The organism is Pseudomonas sp. MWU12-2020, from assembly GCF_023100605.1.
Taxonomy (GTDB): Bacteria; Pseudomonadota; Gammaproteobacteria; order Pseudomonadales; family Pseudomonadaceae; genus Aquipseudomonas; species Aquipseudomonas fluorescens_H.
In genome coordinates, this window is sequence record NZ_JALMEX010000006.1 from 377,431 (window position 1) to 395,651 (window position 18,221).

Below are 18,221 nucleotides of genomic sequence, written 5' to 3' on the forward strand. Positions count from 1 at the left end.
AACTGACGCCGAAGATAGTGTAAAATGATTAAAACACGCAATACAAATCAATATCCCAAGCCTTCTTTGTGTTCCTGGTGTTCGTATCTCATTCCGCTATGGCACTTACAAGCGCTCAGGCTACTGCTAAAGAAAAAGGGGGCCGATTGCTCATGCGATCGTTGAATACCAGAACCCCGACGAGTTAAAAAATGGGTCATAGAAGCGACACCAGAAGCATTAGGCCCGATTTTAATGACACTAATGTCTAACCCTGAAGAGTTCACCATAGCGTCAACAAAGCAAGGTACCATCGGCACTTCGAAAGAAGGTAAGAAAAAATACACTAGACAACAATCGTATTTGGCCCAGCAAACGGCAATTGAAATAATAATAACTTACATAACCACAAACGCTAAAAACAACGGAAGCCTCTTAGAAGCTCAAAAGCAATTTGAACTCGCCTGCGCATGCATGAATAAATTCGGAGTGCAACCTGTTGATATCGGTCAAAAATACTGCGAAAACCGCTATCTCCTGGATAATTTCATGAACGAGCCAGCGCTTAATTTAATTGACGCGCTAGGGAACACAATGAGAGCTCGTTACAAGAAAAATGCCTCACTATTAGGTGAGCCGTTTGATGGTTCTTGTAAAATTGTTATGCACGAAAACAGCTACATACCAAAATCGTCTGTAAGATACTCAGTTCCAGCGAGCAAACCAAATTGAAAAACATAAAATTATTCAATATATCTCTCTGCATTTTCTTCATATTGCTCTGCAACACTGCGAATGCTGCTCTCACCCAGCAGCAAGAAGAAGCAAAAAAAAAAGGTATTGAACTTTACAATCAATACAAGGCTATTTCTGCAATCGAACCACTCAAAATAGCGGCCGAAGGCGGTGATGATGAAGCACTTTATTATCTGGGTGAGGCATTAAGAAAAAACAACCGCTTCATGACTCCGGAAGCTAAAAAAGCATATGAAAGTTCGGCAAAAAAGGGGAATATCTATTCTATGATTCGCCTCGGGAGAATTGAAGACGACTTGTGTTCAACCATGAAAAACTGTCCACCGGGTGAAGATTCTCCTAGCAGTTGGGTAATCAAAGCTAAAAGCCTTGCAATTCAACGATCAACGCAGGGAGATAGCGAATCAATGTACCTGTTATATGAAATGACAGGGAACGATGACTGGCTGGAGAAATCAGCAGAAAACGGATTCGCATTGGCGCAATTTCGTTTAGCCACTAAGTACCAAGAAGGGGGTGGCACATTTCTGCTGCCATCAAGAAGATCTGAAGCAATCGAAAAATGGATGAAGGCGTCTGCAGAAAATGGCTATCCTCCAGGCATGATGGGATTCGCAGCAGCCAGAATTGAAAAAAATGATTTATCGTCTTTCAGATTTTGGAATGAAAGAGCTGCAACTTTAAGCTATGTATCCGGAGTTTTTGGCTATGCATCCTACATTGGTGGGATTGAACCAACATACGGCTTCCAATCAGACCCAGTAAAATCATATGCTCTATTAACGAACCTGCTAGAACTTGACGGTGGCGGCAACGTAATAAACAACGTTAACGATACGTTACCAGAAGTTGAAAAAAACATGTCCAAGGAACAGATAGCAGAAGCAAAAAAACTCGCTAAAACGTGGAAGTCCACGCACCCGCCGCTCTCATTTTATCCGGACAAACTAGGATATTAATGCCCAGTGAAGCTAATCAACTACTTCATAACCGCAATAGTTTGTATAGCCGCCACTCCTGTTTCTGCGTTGGAGCCGGCACACGAAGTCTCTCCGGGTATTATCCTATACAATCAATTTAAGTTTGATGCAGCCTTCCCCATATTAGAAAAAGAAGCACAATCTGGAAACATCGAATCGCAATACTACCTAGGAGAAGCATTAAGAAAGCGCAACCGACACATGACGCCCGAAGCACAGCAATGGTATGAAAAAGCTGCGAATAATGGCTCCATATACGCGATGATTCAATTAGGTCGTAAAAATTCGGACCTATGCAAGATAATGGACAACTGCCCTACCAGTTCCAAAACTCCTGCTCAGTGGCTAGCGTACGCAAGAGATCTGGCGTTGGTAAAAGCGAACAGCGGTGACGCTGAGTCCTTATTTTTGATGTATGAAATAACTTTGAATGACGAATGGCTTGAAAAGTCCGCAAACGCTGGTTATCCACTTGCGCAGTATTGGATGGCAGTGAGTGAACGGCAGGGGAAGGGATTCTTTTTTATCCCTGGAAAACGGGACAAGTCTGTTCGAAATTGGCTAAAACTTTCTTCTGAGGGTGGTTATTCGAAAGCGATGAACGCTTACCTTGAGATCCTATATGAGGATGGAAACATGGAAAGTGTTCGACACTGGCTGGAGGTCGCGGCTGAAACTGGTGACCAAGAAGCAGTAAGCAATTATGGCGCATACATTTCACATACCCCAGACAAAGTTGGCTACCCTTTGGACCTCGTAAAGGGGTACGCTCTTTTTACCATTCTCAAAGAATTAGACGGTAATGGTGGGGTTAGAGAGTATGCCGAACAGAAAATAGAAAAAATCGCCGAAAAAATGACACCAGGACAAATAGAAATGTCTAAAAGTGTGGCAGAAGAGTGGAAGAAAACTCATCCCCCGCTCTCTTTTTTTCCCGAAAAGCTGGGAAATTAACCCAGACAGCTAGCCCGCAAAGGTGTTTTGGGTTGTCGACTACGAGTTTATTAACTTACGGTCTACACCCCATTCCTTTAATACCTTGCTCACATAAACTCAGCGCAGTTAAACAAATGAAACTGAAGACCATTATATTAATTCCGCCAACCCTAATGTTCAGCTAGCCCTTTGCGGCTCCGGAATTGCCTCAACCCACATACGGACCCCAATTAACTCCAATGAAAGCCCATGCCCTACTATCAAACCTGCTAGAGCTTGATTTTGGCGGGAACGTAATAAGCGACGCAAAAGATATGTTGCCCGACATAAAGAAACATATCAAAAAGCAAATAGACAAGGCAAAAAAAAACAATAGCACTGGAAGTACTCCCATCCGCCTCTTTCTTTCCTGACAACCTAGGAAATTAATTTTAGTGAACTTATATTTTTTGATCTTAGCAGTAGTCATTTCTGCCCTCACTGAAACATGCGCGGCCGCGGCACAAGAAAAAGAATTGACAACAGGAATAACTTTATACAACCAGCTAAAAATAGACTCCGCTATAGCTGAATTAAAAAAAGAGGCGCGGTCGGGAATTTCGGAATCACAGTATTATTTAGGAGAGTCTCTTCGACAGCGCAACCGCTACATGACTTCAGAAGCTAAAGAATGGTATGAGGCCGCTGCTGCGCAAGATAATTTATACGCTATGATTCAGTTAGGGCGAAGTGGTAATGATCTTTGCAGAGTAATGAACAATTGCCCTGATTCCGGTAAACCTCCTGTCGACTGGCTGAAAAATGCTCATGCGCTTGCGGAACCTTTGGCAGAAAAAGGTGACGCGGAGGCCATGTACTTAATGTATGAAATTACACTGAATCGTAACTGGTTAGAAAAGTCGGCAAATGCCGGCAATCCAGATGCACAATTCTGGATGGCAATCGGTGACAAGCAAGGTGAGGGCTTCTTACTTCCCTGGAAACGTAAGGAGGCAGTGGGAAACTGGTTTAAAGCATCCGCAGAAGGAGGAAATCCTCGAGCCATGATGGAGTATGCCGCTTACCTTTATGAGAATGAAGGTGATCTTAAAGTTGCTCGACATTGGATAAAAGTAGCGGCCGAGAAAGGATACAAAAGCGGCGTGAGCAGTTACGGTGCTTATTTAGCGCATGCCCCCGAACGATTTGGCTTCGAACTAGACTTGGTTAAGGGTTACGCTATCACTTCGCTTTTAAAAGATCTTGATGGCGGGGGCAACGTGCAGGTCTACGTCGAGGAAGTTCTTCCGGAAATCGCAGAAAAAATGACCTCCCAACAAATAAAAGAAGCGGAAGACTTTGCCATTCAATGGAAGAAATCCCATCCGCCACTTTCGTTTTTTCCAGATAAATTAAGCCAATAATTTCGATGAAGGTTCTAGCATACCTCTTAGTCGCTTCACTTTTTACCTTTAGTGAAACCAGCCCAGCAAAACAGCAAGAGCAGGTATTATCCGCAGGGGTAATCCTATACAACCAATTAAAACTTGACGATGCCTTCCCGACATTAGAAAAAGAAGCAGAATTGGGAAGCATGGAATCGCAGTACTACTTAGGTGAAACTCTAAGAAAACGGAATCGCTACATGACGAGCGAAGCACAGCAATGGTATGAAAAAGCTGCGAACAATGGGTCTATATTTGCGATGATTCAATTAGGTCGCCAAAACAATGATCTTTGCAAAAAAATGAACAACTGCCCCCCTAGCGAAAAATCAAGCGCCGAATGGTTGAGCCAGGCAAAAGATCAAGCTATGAAGGGAGCAAGCAAAGGCGATCCTGAGTCTTTGTATTTGATGTATGAAATAACTTTCGATCGTACATGGTTAGAAAAATCGGCTAGCTCAGGCTACGCACTCGCGCAGTATTGGGTGGCCGTCGGTGATCGGCAAGGTGAGGGATTTTTCCTTCTTCCCGGAAAGCGGGAAGCATCAGTAAGCCGATGGTTGAAAGCGGCTTCTGAGGGAGGGAATCCAAAAGCAATGATGGATTACATTGAGATCCTTTATAAAAACAACGATCTCGAGGGCGTCCGTCATTGGCTTCAAGTAGCGGCGGAAACAGGGGATCAAAAAGCAATCAGCAGCTATGGCTCTTACCTTGCTCATGCGCCTGATCAGGTTGGTTACCCTTTGGATTTGGTTAAGGGCTATGCACTGATTAGCCTGCTCAAAGAGCTGGATGGGGGTGGTGCCATTCAGGATTTCGTTCAGGATACTCTTGAAGAGATTGGGGCAAAGATGACTTCCGAACAGATTGAAAGCTCAAAAGCAGTCGCTAAAAAATGGAAAGACAGTCACCCGCCCCTCTCCTTTTTCCCCGACAAACTGGGACGTTAAAAACAATTATTTCTGCGAAAGAAATGCCGTAAATAATGGAAAGAGTGAGTTGTATGAACTCTACTTCAACCTCACTCATTCCCTTCTTGCTACAACATCAAACCGGCGCCTTCCAATCCAGCATCTGCTGCTGTGCCACCTGCAGCAAATCATTGCCATCCTGCGCCAGCAGGTACAGCGCATGGGTAATGTGTGGAATGTCCTGAACATCGCCATGCCGGAAGCACATGCAGTGCAGGGTTTCGAGCAGGTCACTGCAGGCGCGGATGCGCTGGACGGCGGACTCGAGGATGTCTTGGGGGTTGGCTTGGGTGTCGATGACCATTGGCGCGCTGTCGGTGACGCCGCTGTTTAGCGGGTGATAGCGGTTTGGGAGCGGATTTAGTATTGGCATACTGATTACTCAACTGTATTAGAGGGTAACCGCCAACACCGTGACCAAACGGTGGGAGGCGGCCGTGTGCAGGCTTGGTCAACCGAGAACAGTTCAAACTCAGCTCGCCCGAAGGCGTCCTGCACACAGCCGCCACAGCAGTGCACTTTACGAACATGAGTGTCCGTAGTGCAAATGAAGGCACATATGCAATGAACTCTTCTCAGGTGACCAAACCCGAATCGCTGATTTTGCAGCGACGCCAAACCATACCCGCCCCGCTCCCGCCGCCGAAAGCAGACAAAGCATCCATCCTTGTAGGAATCGGCCCCGCATCCCCGAGAAATCATCCCTCTGCCAGACAGCCGGTGTTCAGCCAGGTTAACCATCACTTAACGCCGCAGTCCAAGACTGTACTGAACCGCACACCTCAGCCGCTGGCTGGCGCCGAGTGCGGCAGGTTCGGCCGGCATGGTGCCGAACGCTCATTCCGTCGCACGGGAGTCCGATCCATGAACATTCGCACGCTACTGCTCACCTCCGCCCTCGCCTGCAGCTCATTCGCCGGGCTGGCTCAGGCCAATGACACCACCGCCACAACCAAGCCTGTCCCCTATCAGTACGGCATGCCGTTGCATGTGAACAAAGTGATCTCCATGACCGAGCAACCCACTCGTCAGTGCAAAGTCGTTACTGCTGACATGAAGTACATCGACAATGCCGGGAAGCCTGAGGAAATCACCTACCGGAAAATGTCCGACGCCTGCAGTGACCAGAACTGACAGAAGGCTCTGATTTGCGGGGTTGCGGTAGGCGCTGGAGGGTTCGCGGGTTATGCTCGGGGGCCCTCCTCACTGCCGCAAGGACTCGCCATGCAGTTGTCGTTTCGTACGTTGTCGATCATCACCTCTTCGTTGTGTTTTGTACTGGCGCTGGTCTGGGGCTTTTTCCCGGAGGTGTTGCTGGCGATCTGGAGCATTGAGTATTCGTTCGCTGCCGGTTTTGTAGCGCGGCGCAGTGCGGTGCTGTTTGCGGCGTTGGGGGTGATGTTTTATCTGGTGCGCAGCGCTCCGCCATCACTGGGTCGCAATGCCCTGAGCAACGGTTTTATCGTCGGTTGTTTTGGTTTGGCGGTACTGGGTTTTGGCGAATGGCTCAACGGCCATGCCGGCCCCGGGATTCTGCTCGCGGTGCTGGTCGAGTTCGCGCTGGGCCTTGGCTTTGTGCAGGCCCGGCGCGTGACGGTCGAACTGGGAGAAACGGTGAGTTAAAGCGCTCGGGAGCGAGGACTGTAATGCTGTGGCGTGGTTTGTTGCGCCAGATCCGAGCGCAGGCCGGCAATCAGTTCGTTGATCTCGCGGCAGCCATTGAGATGGCTGGCATCGATCCCGCTGACGTGCAAATCAACCTGGTCAGTCTGGTGGTCACCGAATACCTTGACGGTCATCGACAGGTCTGGCGACAGCGTGCACTGGCAGCGTTTAGGCAGAAAACTGCTTTCAATGATATTGCGTAGTTCCAAGGCAGACAGAAACATGGTGAACCTCTCCTTATTGATGAAACTGCCAATCAACTCTTCACGTTGACCGCTTTTGCTGCCCCTGCACGGGTGTTTCCCCGCTGATTCCCTGGTGCGGCAAACGGTTGTACAGCGAAATGCTTCTTGGAGTGTAGGCGCCCGAACGCGGTGCGCTGCACCAAGTAGACGCATAAACCGTGCCTTTCATCGGGTCATTTTGACCCTCGATAAATCAAGCACTTGGCGTGGTGGCCAGTCATTGGCCAGTTGCAAATTGCAAGAATGCCCCACCTGGACACTGCAATATGCACGTCGACGCCGGTTTGCATTCATCGACCATGACAGTGAGAATGCCCGTCACTCCACCCTACACCCGCCAGGAGGCTTTCATGGGTTCTTTAAGCGTTCACGCGACAATCGGTCTGCTCGTTGCCGGCCTGTCCACCTTCGCCCACGGGGCCAAACTGGAAGACGTTGCCCCTTACCCCAAGGCGGAAAACGGCTTTACCCGTCAGGTCATCTACCTGCCAAAGCAAGAGCAGGAAGAGAATTTCCAGGTTGAAGTCCTCGCCGGCAAAACCCTGGAAGTCGACTGCAATAGCCAACGTCTGGGTGGCGCCCTGGATGAGAAAAATCTCGAGGGCTGGGGTTACCCGTTCTACCGACTGGAAAAAGTCATCGGCCCGATGAGCACACTGATGGCGTGCCCGCCTGGCACTCAGAAAAAGCGCGCATTTGTGCCGGTCGTCGGTGATGGCTTCATGCTGCGTTACAACAGCAAGCTGCCGCTGGTGATCTACGCCCCGAAAGACGTCGAAGTGCGCTATCGCGTCTGGTCGGCTTCGGACAAGGTTGGCACTGCCATCGCGGAATGACCTGAACAGGGAGCGCCAAACGTGATTACCTGCCATGTGCGATACGTGATCGATCCGTACCAATTGACCGAGTTCGAGGCCTACGCCAAAGCCTGGCTGGGCATCGTCGAGCGGTTGGGCGGTACTCATCACGGCTACTTCCTGCCGTCAGAGGGCGCGAGCAACATCGCTTATTGCCTGTTCAGCTTTCCCTCGCTGGCCGATTATGAAAGCTACCGGCACATCGCGCTGACCGATCCGGAAAGCAGGGCGCTGGTGGAATCGCTGGTGCAGAAAAAATTCATCGTCAGCTACGAGCGCAGTTTTCTGCGCCCGCTACTGCCCTGAGCGTTATCACGCCGGGACGCCGCATACCGCGGCGCGCTCGGCGACGTGGCGCAGGCTGTCGAAATTGATGTTGGCGCCGGAGTCGATCGCGACGAAGGTCTGCTCGCGAACACCGTTGCGCGCCACGTATTGTTTGATCCCGGCCACCGCCAACGCGCCGGAAGGTTCGGTGATTGAGCGGGTATCGTCGTAGATATTCTTGATCGCGGCGCAGAGCTCGTCATTGCTGACGGTGACCACCTCGTCCACGCAAAACCGACACACTTCGAAACCATACGCGCCGATCTGCGCCACGGCCACGCCATCGGCGAACGTCCCGACACTGGGCAACATCACACGCGCATCCGCTTGCAACGCTGCCTTCAAGCAGGCGGAGTGCTCCGATTCAACACCGATGATGCGCACCTCCGGCCGCAGGTATTTGACGTATGCTGCGATACCGGCGATCAGGCCGCCACCGCCCACCGGAACGAAGATCGCGTCCAGCGGCCCCTGATGCTGACGCAGGATTTCCATGGCCACCGTACCTTGCCCGGCGATCACGTCCGGGTCATCGAACGGTGAAACGAAAGTGCGCCCGGTTTGCTCGGCCAGTTGCAGCGCATGGGCCAGGGCAAACGGAAAACTTTCGCCATGCAGGAGCGCCTCAGCGCCCCGACTTCGCACCCCAAGCACCTTCAGTTCGGGCGTGGTCAACGGCATGACGATGGTCGCCGCCATCCCCAGTTCCCGTGCCGCCAGGGCCACGCCCTGGGCATGATTACCCGCTGACGCGGTGATTACGCCGCGTGCTTTCTGCGCATCACTCAATTGCACCAGCTTGTTGTAGGCGCCACGGATCTTGAAGGAGAACGTCGGTTGCAAGTCTTCGCGCTTGAGCAGGATCCGGTTGCCCAGCGCCTCGGACAGCGCCGGCGCCGCTTGCAACGGCGTGCGCACAGCAATGTCGTAGACCGGCGCGGCAAGGATCTTTTTCACGTACTGCTCAAGCAGGACTTGTTGGACGGGGCTGTGCGGCATGGTCGTCTCCTGACGTTTTGATCAGAACCCCGGAGACAGAAAATGAAAACCCGCCTCTAGGGCGGGTTGGGTGTAGCAGTCGTGAGCTAGCCCGCCAAATGAGGAATGGCGGTAATAATGCTTGGCTGGCAGCGCAATACGGTGGAAGTCATGGGCCTGAAATTAGCTCGGCGGCGGCCAGCGAGTCAATGGCTTATTTGGGGATGCCAAGGTAGGCTGGCGATTCTGCTCATCACCCCAAGGAAGGAATACATGATGCCTGTCGCCCTGCCCCTCACGGCGTTGATTGCGTGTACTGGCTACACCGTGTCGGTGATGCTCCAGGCCGAACAGTCGTTGATCGACTTCGGTATCAGCCTGATGTCGCGCCCGGACACGGCGCAGGTAGTGATTGATCTGTATCTGCTGGCGACGCTGGCCGGGGTGTGGATGGTCAAGGATGCACGGTCGCGAGGGATGTCGGTCTGGTCGGTGGTGCCGTATCTGTTGCTGACGGCAGTATTTGTGTCGATTGGGCCGCTGTTGTATCTGGTGGTGCGTGGGGTTCGGGAGCGCAAGAAAGTGGCAGCGGCAGCCCCTGCGAGCTGATCCCGAGCTTCGAGTGCTGCTGAGATCGCTTTCGCGAGCAAGCCCGCTCCCACTTTTTGAAATACATTCTCCTGTGGGAGCGGGCTTGCTCGCGAAGGTGTCAGCTCAGGCACCGATCAATCACTGGGCCAACCGCCGCAGCCCAAACAACATTCCCCCCGCCCCGAGCAACATCACCATCAGAAACACCGGGTAGGAAATCCACCACGGCGTCCCCGCCGTCATCATGCTGAACTCCGACATCCCGCCAATACTGGCAATCAGGTTCAACGGCAGAAACACCACGTTGATCAACGTCAGCTTGCGCAGCAGATTGTTCATGCTGTTGTTCATCAGATTGCCGCGCGCATCGATCAGCCCGGAAAACACCGTTGAGTAGATCTCTGCCTGTTTGTAGCACTGGTTGTTCTCGATGATCAGGTCGTCGATCAACCCGATCGCCTCGCTGCCGAAGTGCTGTTTTTCCGCGTGATTGCGCAGCCGCGTCAGCACTGCTCCGTTGCTGTGCAGGGCGTTGATGTAATAGATCAGGCTTTCGCTGAGGTTGAACATCTGCACCAGATGCTGGTTCTGCATCGAGGTGTTGAACTTCTGTTGAAGCTCACGGGCGACCAGTTTGATCACCTTCAGGTGGCCAAGATAATGGTGGATGTTGTTGAACAGCAAATCGAGCAACACATCCAGCGGCGCATTGAGCGGCTGGCGCGTGCCGATGCCATGCAATGGCGTGTCGTCGGTGGCGATCACCAGCAACTGACCGGGTGAAAACAGCAGGCCGCAGGACGACACTTCAAACGCCAGGCTGCCACCGCCGGAATAGTTTTCCGGGCGCTTCCAGATCAGGAACAAGTGGTCGGGGTGAAACTCGATTCGCGAGACTTCGTCCGGATCCAGCGCCGAGGCCAGCGCGTGTTCGTCGACCTTGTAGTGAGTGTGGAGCAAGTCGCGCTCGGCAGCATCGGGATTGCTGAACAGCATCACCTCGGCATCCAGCCGTTCCACCCGCTGCAACGCGCCGTGACTCAATGCGAAACTGCTGATCATCGGCGCTTCACCAGGCCTGGCCGCGACGCTTGAGTTCCAGCCGTCGCACAAACTCCTCCAGCACCAGTGAATACAGATCGTCCTGCAAATAGGCGTCTTCGATGCCGGCATCGAGGTTCGGATTGTCGTTCACCTCGATCACCACCACTTTGTCGCCAGCCTGTTTCAGATCCACGCCGTAGAGGCCGTCGCCAATCAGGTTCGCGGTTTTGACCGCCAATTCCACCACTGCCCGCGGTGCCTCGTGAACCGCCAGGGTGCGGCACTCGCCATTGATGTCCTGGCCCTTGGCCTTGTGGTTGTAGATTTGCCAGTGGCCCTTGGACATGAAGTATTGGCAGGCGAAGATCGGTTTGCGGTTGAGCACGCCGATGCGCCAGTCGTACTCGGTGTAGAAAAACTCCTGAGCCAACAGCAATACCGAGTGTTCGAACAATTCAGCGGTAGCCTCAAGCAGCGCCTGCTGGCTTTCAACCTTGATCACCCCGCGAGAAAAACAGCCGTCGGGGATCTTCAGCACCAGCGGAAAACCGAGGCGTTCGCCGACCCGTTCGAAATCTTCCGGTCGTTCCTTGTAGAGAATTTCCGTAGCGGGCATACCCAGTTGATGGCTGTTGAGCAGGTCAGTCAGATAGACCTTGTTGGTGCAACGCAGAATCGACGTCGGGTCATCCATGACCACCAACCCTTCGCTCTCGGCTTTTTTCGCGAAGCGATAGGTGTGGTTGTCGACGCTGGTAGTCTCGCGAATCAACAGGCCGTCGTACTCGGCGAGCCGCGCGTAGTCCTTGCGTTCGATCAGCTCGACATCGATGCCCATACGCTTGCCGACCCGCACGAAATTCTCCAGTGCCTTGGCGTTTGACGGCGGCAAGGCTTCTTGTGGATCGTGCAGAATCGCCAAGTCATAACGCGCCACTTGCGGCGAGCGCGGCACTCGCCAGACTTTACGGCTAAAGCCGTCCAGCGCATTGGCGAACTGATCTTCCTGATCGTCGCGCAACTTGTGCAGGGCGCCGGACTTTATACCCTCGATGTGCCAGCCGTTAGTTCGGCGAAACTCAACTAGCAGAATCGGACACGGAAACACTTCAAACAATTGCCGGGCCAGATCCTGCAGCGGCTCGATATGCGTCTTGCCGAAGTAAAGTGTCAGGGTGAAACCTTCGGTATCGCTGTACAGATGATGGCTGAGGGCTTTTTCCAGGGTTTTATCGAGGTCGTCCAGCGCCAGGCCGTAAAGCGATTTCTTCGTCAGTTCGCTGATGGTGCGGACCGATGGAATCACCTTGTGGCCGCGGGCTTCTGCCAGCAGCGAGCAATAGTAACCGTGCCCCAGGTACTTGTAGCTGCGGCACAGGTTAATCACCTGCACCCGTTTGCCAGGTTCGCTGTCACGGGTTTGCTCAAGGTATTCCTGAGCCGTGACGATGTCCTCGCTGGGAAAGTACGAGGCCCAGTCTTCCTTGCGTTCGACGATGATCAACACTTGACTGGAAGTTCTGATGACTGGATTTAAAAAAGTTGCCGTCGGCAAACTTTGCTCGGATACTTCGCGCCAATGACCCTGTACCGCTGACATAGAGATTGATCCGTTGGAGAACAAGACCATTTCTATTAAGCACGAAGTTTTTCGAAAGTCCCGTTTCGTTACGCAACTTTTACGGTGGTCATATGAGTGCTGTTTTTCGTTTGGCGGTAGTTGAAGATCTGCCAGCGTTGCTGGCCCTGGAAATGCAATGTTTCACCACCGACCGGCTCACCAGCCGCAGCTTTCAATGGATGATCACCCGCGCCCATGCGCAACTGCTGGTCGCCGAGCTTGACGGGCGATTGCTCGGCTATGCACTGGTGCTGTTTCATCGCGGCACATCACTGGCGCGCCTGTATTCCATCGCCATTGCCGGCGAAGCCCGTGGCACCGGTCTGGGCAAACAATTGCTGCAACGTATCGAGGCCTGTGCCGTTGAGCATGACTGCGCGTATCTGCGCCTTGAAGTACGTATCGATAACCCCACCGCCATCGCGCTTTACGAGCGCAACGGCTATCGGCGTTTTGCGCTGATTCACGATTACTACGAAGACCATGCCGATGCACTGCGTCTGGAAAAGCGCATTGTTCAGCACCGTGACTCGCGCAGTATCAAGGTGCCCTACTACCCGCAAACCACCGAATTCACCTGTGGCCCGGCCTGTCTGCTGATGGCCATGGGCGCGCTGCATCCTGCGCGCCTGCTGGAGCGGCGTGAGGAATTGCAGATCTGGCGTGAAGCGACCACGGTGTTCATGACCTCCGGCCATGGTGGCTGCAGCCCCCAGGGTTTGGCACTGGCGGCCTGGCGGCGGGGTTTCCGGGTGCGTTTGCAGCTGAGTATGGCCGGGCCATTGTTTCTCGACGGCGTGCGCGACGAGCATAAAAAAGACGTCATGCGCCTGGTGCATGAGGAGTTCACCGCTCAAATGCAAGAGACCGACATCGAGCGGAAGATTGGCATCCATCTGGATTTACCGCGCCTGCTGGAGGCTGGCGGTCAGCCTCTGGTGCTGATCAGCAGCTATCGCCTGACCCGTTCCAAATCACCGCACTGGGTGGTGGTCACCGATTGCGATGAAGACTTTGTGTACCTGCACGATCCCGACGTCGATCACAGCCAGCATCGCCAGCCGATGGACTGCCAACATGTGCCGGTCAGCCATGGGGAGTTTGAGAAGATGAGCCGATTTGGGCGGGGGAAATTGCGGGCGGCGGTGGTTTTGTATAACCGCCCTACGCCAACTATCGTTAGGCTCTAGAGGCTTTTTGGTGGCGAGGGAGCTTGCTCCCGCATGAATGTGTAGCGCTCACAAGATTTTGGGGCTGCTGCGCAACCCAGCGGGAGCAAGCTCCCTCGCCACAGGAGATCTGTGAAAACTTGAAGTGAGGTTACTTCAGGCCGATCTTGTAGAGCGAACCATCCTGTTCATCCGTCAGCACATACAAATACCCGTCCGGCCCCTGCCGCACATCACGAATTCTCTGTTTCAAATCGCCCAGCAAGCGCTCCTCGTGCACGACCTTGTCGCCATCGAACTGCAGCCGGATCAGCTCCTGAGTGACCAGCGCGCCGATGAACAGGTTCTGCTGCCACGGTTTGAAACGATCAGCGTCATAGAACGCCATCCCGGTGACGCCGGGAGACTTCTCCCACACATGATGCGGATCCACGGCGCCTTCGACACTTTTGCCCTTGGCTTCCGGGATCGGTTGCAGCGAATAGTTGATGCCGTGGGTCGCCAACGGCCAGCCGTAGTTTTTCCCGCGTTCGATGATGTTCACCTCATCGCCACCCCGGGGACCGTGTTCGTTCTCCCAGATTGTGCCGTTCCACGGATTGAGCGCAGCGCCCTGCGGATTACGATGGCCATAAGACCAGATTTCCGGCCGCACGCCGGACTGGCCCACGAAAGGGTTGTCATCTGGCACCTTGCCATCGGGGAAGATCCGCACGACCTTGCCTTGCAGCTTGTCGAGATCCTGCGCGGTGGGCCGATCGTTGTTTTCGCCAAGCGTGACAAACAGGTAGCCGTCGCGGTCGAACACCAGCCGTGAACCGAAGTGGTTGCCAGTCGAAAGCTTCGGTTCCTGACGGAAGATCACTTTGAAATCACTCAGACTGCGCAAGTCGTCCGACAGACGACCGCGCCCCACCGCCGTCCCGGCCTTGTCCCCGGCACCACCGCCCTCGGCATAGGACAGGTAGACCAGCCGATCCTGTTTGAAGTCCGGCGACAGCACCACATCGAGCAATCCACCCTGGCCCTTGGCCCAGACTTTCGGTACGCCGCTGATCGGTTCAGAGCGCTTGCCATCGGCACTGATCACCCGCAGGTTGCCTGGACGCTCGGTCACCAGCATGCCCTGCCGATCCGGCAGAAACGCCAGCGCCCAAGGGTGCTCGAGTCCTTGGGTAATCGTGGTGACTTCAAGGGTGCCCTGCTCGCTTTTGAGCTCTTTGGGGGCAGCGGCGAAAGCGGGAGCGCTGATCAACGCGCCGGCACACAGCGTGGCTAGAAAGGTTTTACGCAACATGCACGATTCCTTTTGTTCGTTTGAAAGGCTGACAGGCGCTCAGTCCTGCCGTTCAACGGTTGCTGTCTCCATCGCGTGAAGGTGGGTTGGGAATGAATTTTGGTGGTGTACTCGGCACCGAACGTTGTTGCTGACCATTGCCGATGCCGCCATTACCGACGGTTGGCGAACTGGGTACCGGCACCGTGTTCGGCCCGCGAATAATCGGCGCACTGGGCTGTGTGCCCTGCATGCTGTTGGGATTGGCGCGGCGGATCGGGCTGTTGTAAGGGTTGTTGTCGGTACCGGTGGGACTCTGTGCCAGCAGCAGCGGCGCGGACGGCGGCCCGACTTCGGCATGCGCCAGCCCCGCCCCAAGGAACAGAACGATGATGCCTAACGGAATTCGGGTCATGGCGCGGCCTCTCGATGCGAAGGGGATAGAGCCTTCGAGTCCACGCTACGCCCTGGGTTCGGATTTGTTAACCCATCGCCCTTGAACAAGATGTAACACGACTTGACCGGCATTGCTGCGAGCCCATGCAAACGCTGGAAACTTTCGAGCCGGGACGCGGGTCACCTGATCATCACTCGGAGAACTCACCATGGCTCGGGCAATCTGGAAAGGCGCGATCAGCTTCGGACTGGTACACATCCCCGTCGCGCTGGTGTCGGCAACGTCCTCGCAAGGCGTCGACTTCGACTGGCTCGATAGCCGCAGCATGGACCCGGTCGGTTATAAACGGGTTAACAAAGTCACGGGCAAGGAAGTCACCAAAGAGAACATCGTTAAAGGTGTGGCTTATGAGAAGGGCCGCTACGTGGTGCTCAGCGAGGAAGAAATTCGGTCGGCGCACCCCGTGTCGACCCAGACCATCGACATCTTTTCATTCGTCGATGCCGAGCAGATTCCACTACAAAACATCGACACGCCTTATTACCTGGCACCGGACAAGCGCGGCGGCAAGGTCTATGCGCTGCTGCGTGAAACATTGAGCAAAACCAACAAGGTCGCCCTCGCCCGCGTCGTCCTGCACACTCGGCAATATCTGGCGGCACTGATGCCGCTGGAATCGGCGCTGGTGCTGGTCAAGCTGCGCTGGCCGCAGGAAGTGCGCGGCCTCGACGAATTGGAGCTGGGCAGCGAAGTGACCAAGCCACAATTGGCCAAGGGTGAGCTGGACATGGCCAAACGTCTGGTGCAGGACATGAGCGGCGACTGGAGTCCGGAGGATTACAAGGACGAGTTTGAAGACAAGATCATGGCGCTGGTCGAGAAAAAGGCCCATGAAGGCAAGATCGAGGATGTCGAGACGGTGGGTGGCGAGGAAGAGCGCAAGTCTGCGGATGTGATCGACCTGACCGAGCTGCTTAAACGCAGTCTGGGCGGCAAGGCCACGGCCAAACCGAAGGCAAAAGCGAAGCCTGCCAGCAAGGCAGCCCCCGCGAGAAAGACCAATAAGGCCTCGGGGGCGTAATCAGATCCGGCTCCTGTCAGGAAGCTGACAGGTTGGTTTTGAGAGACTCATCGCCAGCAGGCTGGCGATGCTGTCAGATCAGAATGAACACCGCCAGCAAACCGCCGAAGATCGCCCACTTTTCCATGTAGTAACGCGTGCGATTGCGCTTTTTCAGCTCTTTGCCACGCAGTCGGACTTTGTAGATTTTGGTAAACAGTCGGTTGATCCCACCGACACGATCGCCCGCATCGTTTGGCGCACCTGCCGCCGACATCACGGTGCGGCTGAACCAGGCATTGAACCCCGCTGCCCAGCGATACTTCATCGGCCGCTCGATGTCGCAGAACAGAATGATGCGGTTTTTGTCGGTGGTGTTTTCGGCGTAGTGAATGTAGGTTTCATCGAACATCACCGCCTCACCGTCGCGCCAGTGATAGCTCTCACCGTCGACATTGATGTAGCAACCCGCGTCGTTCGGCGTGTCGAGACCCAGGTGGTAGCGATACGAACCGGCGTAAGGATCGCGGTGACGGACCAGTTTCGAACCCGGCGGCAGCTCGGCGAACATCGCTGCCTTGATCGAACCGATGCTCTGCACCAGCTCGGTGGTGCGCGGGCACAACTTCATGGCCGACGGATGGCTCTCGCCATACCACTTGAGGTAGAAACGCTTCCAGCCACTTTTGAAGAACGAGTTGAAACCGACATCATCATACTGATTCGAGCGTTTGATCTCACCGGCGCGCAGCAGATTCTGCCCTTCCTGGCGAATTTCTTCCCAGTGCGCCTGCAAAGGGCTCAGATCAGGAAATTCGGAAGGATCGAGATACGGCTTGTTCGGCTTCTTCGAAAACAGGTACAGGAAGCAGTTGATCGGCGCCAGGAACGTCGAGTGATCGCTCAACTGACGGCCCAGTTTGTGACGCACGCGCCCACGAAGGTGAACGTATGCAATCGAAATGACATAAATAGCAGCAATGATGAGTTTCACGGAAATCGTCACACGTCAAAAGTGAACAAACTGCGCGCCTGCCGGCCGGTGGCCCAGGGTCTGATGCAGTGGCATGAATACAAATACTATCCCGGTGGCACTTCCTTGAGCCCTTGCCGTTAGCGGCTATTGGGTAACTGGCTGGCATTTTAGCCATACTTTGTAACCAATGGTGAACCTGATCTGTGAAAAACTGTCCGCTGAATCTGCCAAACGGCAGACGCGGCGTCATCGCCCTATCGTTTAAAGAGCCAGACCAGTACAATCGCCGCCAAACTTTACGCGCCCCCTTGGTTGATGACGGGAATGTCCCGCCTCAGCGCACTTTGACTCGGGCCAAGCGCTCCAGCCGCACCCTCGCTACTCAGAATGCTTCGCAGGAAAAACCTTTGATTTCTACAGCTAACATCACGATGCAGTATTGATCGGGGTTTTCTGAGGGTTAAAACCAGCATTTACAGGGGGTTGCGCCCGCACCAACCCCCATCATTTCGCACCATTGGCCCAAAAATTGGCCCAAGTCTACGGCGTTCTGCCGACCGAACACCAATCCAAAATCCTACAGCTCGTCGCCTTACCCTCGCCCACCTGCCCCGCCTCGATTACTGTACATGCATACAGCATCTGTACAGCGAATCTCCCTCCATGAATTTCGACCAAGCCAAATCTCTCCGGCTCCAGCAATGGCGCGCGACTCTCGACGACCAAGACTTTCGCATGCAAAACCCCGAGGCACATCGGGAAACGCTTCATCAAATGGCTGGTGCGCTACATACAGAGGGACTGATCGACCTGCTTGAGCAATTCGATATGAACGAGATGGCAGACGCCGCCTACTGGCATTCTGTAGAAGAGCTGCAAAACTCACCGGGCCAGTACCGCGGAGCGTCGACCTACGATGTCGTGCAGGTAGACACCGGTAGGCTATTTGGCAACATCAGTCGGTCC

The 18,221-nt window shown here is 54.0% G+C and carries 19 protein-coding genes and 2 pseudogenes; 13 read left to right on the plus strand and 8 right to left on the minus strand.

Annotated elements, in window-relative coordinates; all coding sequences use genetic code 11:
* Positions 1-243: 243 nt before the first annotated feature.
* The 5 genes from M0814_RS16870 (at position 244) to M0814_RS16890 (ending at position 5,028) form a co-directional block, all read left to right on the plus strand.
* Positions 244-711 carry a hypothetical protein gene (locus M0814_RS16870; RefSeq protein ID WP_146774696.1) on the plus strand — a complete coding sequence of 156 codons (468 nt, stop codon included), beginning with the start codon at positions 244-246 and terminating at the stop codon, positions 709-711.
* Positions 708-1,694 carry a sel1 repeat family protein gene (locus M0814_RS16875; protein WP_247868507.1) on the plus strand — a complete coding sequence of 329 codons (987 nt, stop codon included), beginning with the start codon at positions 708-710 and terminating at the stop codon, positions 1,692-1,694. The genes M0814_RS16870 and M0814_RS16875 overlap by 4 nt, the downstream gene beginning before the upstream one ends.
* A 6-nt stretch (positions 1,695-1,700) precedes the next feature.
* Positions 1,701-2,669 carry a sel1 repeat family protein gene (locus M0814_RS16880; RefSeq protein WP_103483535.1) on the plus strand — a complete coding sequence of 323 codons (969 nt, stop codon included), beginning with the start codon at positions 1,701-1,703 and terminating at the stop codon, positions 2,667-2,669.
* A 416-nt stretch (positions 2,670-3,085) separates the two neighbouring features.
* Entirely contained in the window at positions 3,086-4,054 is a 969-nt protein-coding gene (locus M0814_RS16885; protein WP_103483536.1) for a sel1 repeat family protein, read from the plus strand.
* A gap of 5 nt (positions 4,055-4,059) precedes the next feature.
* Complete coding sequence (locus tag M0814_RS16890; RefSeq protein WP_103483537.1) at positions 4,060-5,028, plus strand: sel1 repeat family protein; 969 nt, start codon at positions 4,060-4,062, stop codon at positions 5,026-5,028.
* Between the two features lie 97 nt (positions 5,029-5,125).
* On the opposite strand, the gene M0814_RS16895 is transcribed toward M0814_RS16890, so the two are convergent.
* Positions 5,126-5,422: a hypothetical protein gene (locus M0814_RS16895; RefSeq protein WP_047597132.1), complete on the minus strand. Its 297-nt coding sequence runs from the start codon at positions 5,420-5,422 to the stop codon at positions 5,126-5,128.
* A gap of 491 nt (positions 5,423-5,913) precedes the next feature.
* Between M0814_RS16895 and M0814_RS16900 the strand changes: the two genes are divergently transcribed.
* Together M0814_RS16900 and M0814_RS16905 are read left to right on the plus strand one after the other, a co-directional pair.
* Entirely contained in the window at positions 5,914-6,183 is a 270-nt protein-coding gene (locus M0814_RS16900) for a DUF2790 domain-containing protein (RefSeq protein WP_103483538.1), read from the plus strand.
* 90 nt (positions 6,184-6,273) lie between these two features.
* Positions 6,274-6,672, plus strand: coding sequence for a hypothetical protein (locus tag M0814_RS16905; RefSeq protein WP_103483539.1), 399 nt, complete (start codon positions 6,274-6,276; stop codon positions 6,670-6,672).
* Here the strand turns inward: M0814_RS16905 and M0814_RS16910 are convergent.
* Positions 6,669-6,938 carry a DUF1652 domain-containing protein gene (locus tag M0814_RS16910; RefSeq protein ID WP_007964586.1) on the minus strand — a complete coding sequence of 90 codons (270 nt, stop codon included), beginning with the start codon at positions 6,936-6,938 and terminating at the stop codon, positions 6,669-6,671. The two genes, M0814_RS16905 and M0814_RS16910, sit on opposite strands and share 4 nt — an antisense overlap.
* 371 nt (positions 6,939-7,309) lie before the next feature.
* Between M0814_RS16910 and eco the strand changes: the two genes are divergently transcribed.
* Both eco and M0814_RS16920 read left to right on the plus strand, forming a co-directional pair.
* Positions 7,310-7,795, plus strand: coding sequence for a serine protease inhibitor ecotin (gene eco / locus M0814_RS16915; protein ID WP_103483540.1), 486 nt, complete (start codon positions 7,310-7,312; stop codon positions 7,793-7,795).
* Positions 7,796-7,816: 21 nt separating this feature from the next.
* Positions 7,817-8,122 (plus strand): NIPSNAP family protein, encoded by a 306-nt coding sequence (locus tag M0814_RS16920; RefSeq protein ID WP_103483541.1) that lies wholly within the window; start codon positions 7,817-7,819, stop codon positions 8,120-8,122.
* Between the two features lie 30 nt (positions 8,123-8,152).
* Here the strand turns inward: M0814_RS16920 and ilvA are convergent.
* Positions 8,153-9,142, minus strand: a pseudogene (ilvA, locus tag M0814_RS16925) (threonine ammonia-lyase, biosynthetic); the annotation flags it as partial.
* A gap of 252 nt (positions 9,143-9,394) precedes the next feature.
* Here ilvA and M0814_RS16930 point away from each other — a divergent pair.
* Positions 9,395-9,730 carry a DUF2834 domain-containing protein gene (locus tag M0814_RS16930; protein WP_103483543.1) on the plus strand — a complete coding sequence of 112 codons (336 nt, stop codon included), beginning with the start codon at positions 9,395-9,397 and terminating at the stop codon, positions 9,728-9,730.
* A gap of 120 nt (positions 9,731-9,850) precedes the next feature.
* Here M0814_RS16930 and M0814_RS16935 read toward each other — a convergent pair whose 3' ends face one another.
* Positions 9,851-10,774, minus strand: coding sequence for a magnesium transporter CorA family protein (locus M0814_RS16935; protein ID WP_103483544.1), 924 nt, complete (start codon positions 10,772-10,774; stop codon positions 9,851-9,853).
* 7 nt (positions 10,775-10,781) lie between these two features.
* Positions 10,782-12,356 (minus strand): RimK family protein, encoded by a 1,575-nt coding sequence (locus M0814_RS16940; protein ID WP_103483545.1) that lies wholly within the window; start codon positions 12,354-12,356, stop codon positions 10,782-10,784.
* A gap of 92 nt (positions 12,357-12,448) precedes the next feature.
* Between M0814_RS16940 and rimI the strand changes: the two genes are divergently transcribed.
* Complete coding sequence (rimI, locus tag M0814_RS16945) at positions 12,449-13,567, plus strand: ribosomal protein S18-alanine N-acetyltransferase (protein ID WP_103483546.1); 1,119 nt, start codon at positions 12,449-12,451, stop codon at positions 13,565-13,567.
* Positions 13,568-13,697: 130 nt separating this feature from the next.
* Here the strand turns inward: rimI and M0814_RS16950 are convergent, their stop codons facing one another.
* Both M0814_RS16950 and M0814_RS16955 read right to left on the minus strand, forming a co-directional pair.
* Positions 13,698-14,843: a PQQ-dependent sugar dehydrogenase gene (locus M0814_RS16950; protein WP_103483547.1), complete on the minus strand. Its 1,146-nt coding sequence runs from the start codon at positions 14,841-14,843 to the stop codon at positions 13,698-13,700.
* A 52-nt stretch (positions 14,844-14,895) separates the two neighbouring features.
* Complete coding sequence (locus M0814_RS16955) at positions 14,896-15,237, minus strand: hypothetical protein (RefSeq protein WP_003225187.1); 342 nt, start codon at positions 15,235-15,237, stop codon at positions 14,896-14,898.
* Between the two features lie 190 nt (positions 15,238-15,427).
* Between M0814_RS16955 and M0814_RS16960 the strand changes: the two genes are divergently transcribed.
* A complete protein-coding gene (locus M0814_RS16960) occupies positions 15,428-16,300 on the plus strand; it encodes a Ku protein (protein ID WP_103483548.1) in 873 nt (290 codons plus the stop codon).
* 73 nt (positions 16,301-16,373) lie between these two features.
* Here the strand turns inward: M0814_RS16960 and lpxO are convergent, their stop codons facing one another.
* Positions 16,374-17,273 carry a lipid A hydroxylase LpxO gene (gene lpxO, locus M0814_RS16965; RefSeq protein WP_103483568.1) on the minus strand — a complete coding sequence of 300 codons (900 nt, stop codon included), beginning with the start codon at positions 17,271-17,273 and terminating at the stop codon, positions 16,374-16,376.
* A gap of 645 nt (positions 17,274-17,918) precedes the next feature.
* On the opposite strand from lpxO, the pseudogene M0814_RS16970 reads away from it, so the two are divergent.
* Positions 17,919-18,221, plus strand: a pseudogene (locus tag M0814_RS16970) (hypothetical protein); the annotation flags it as partial.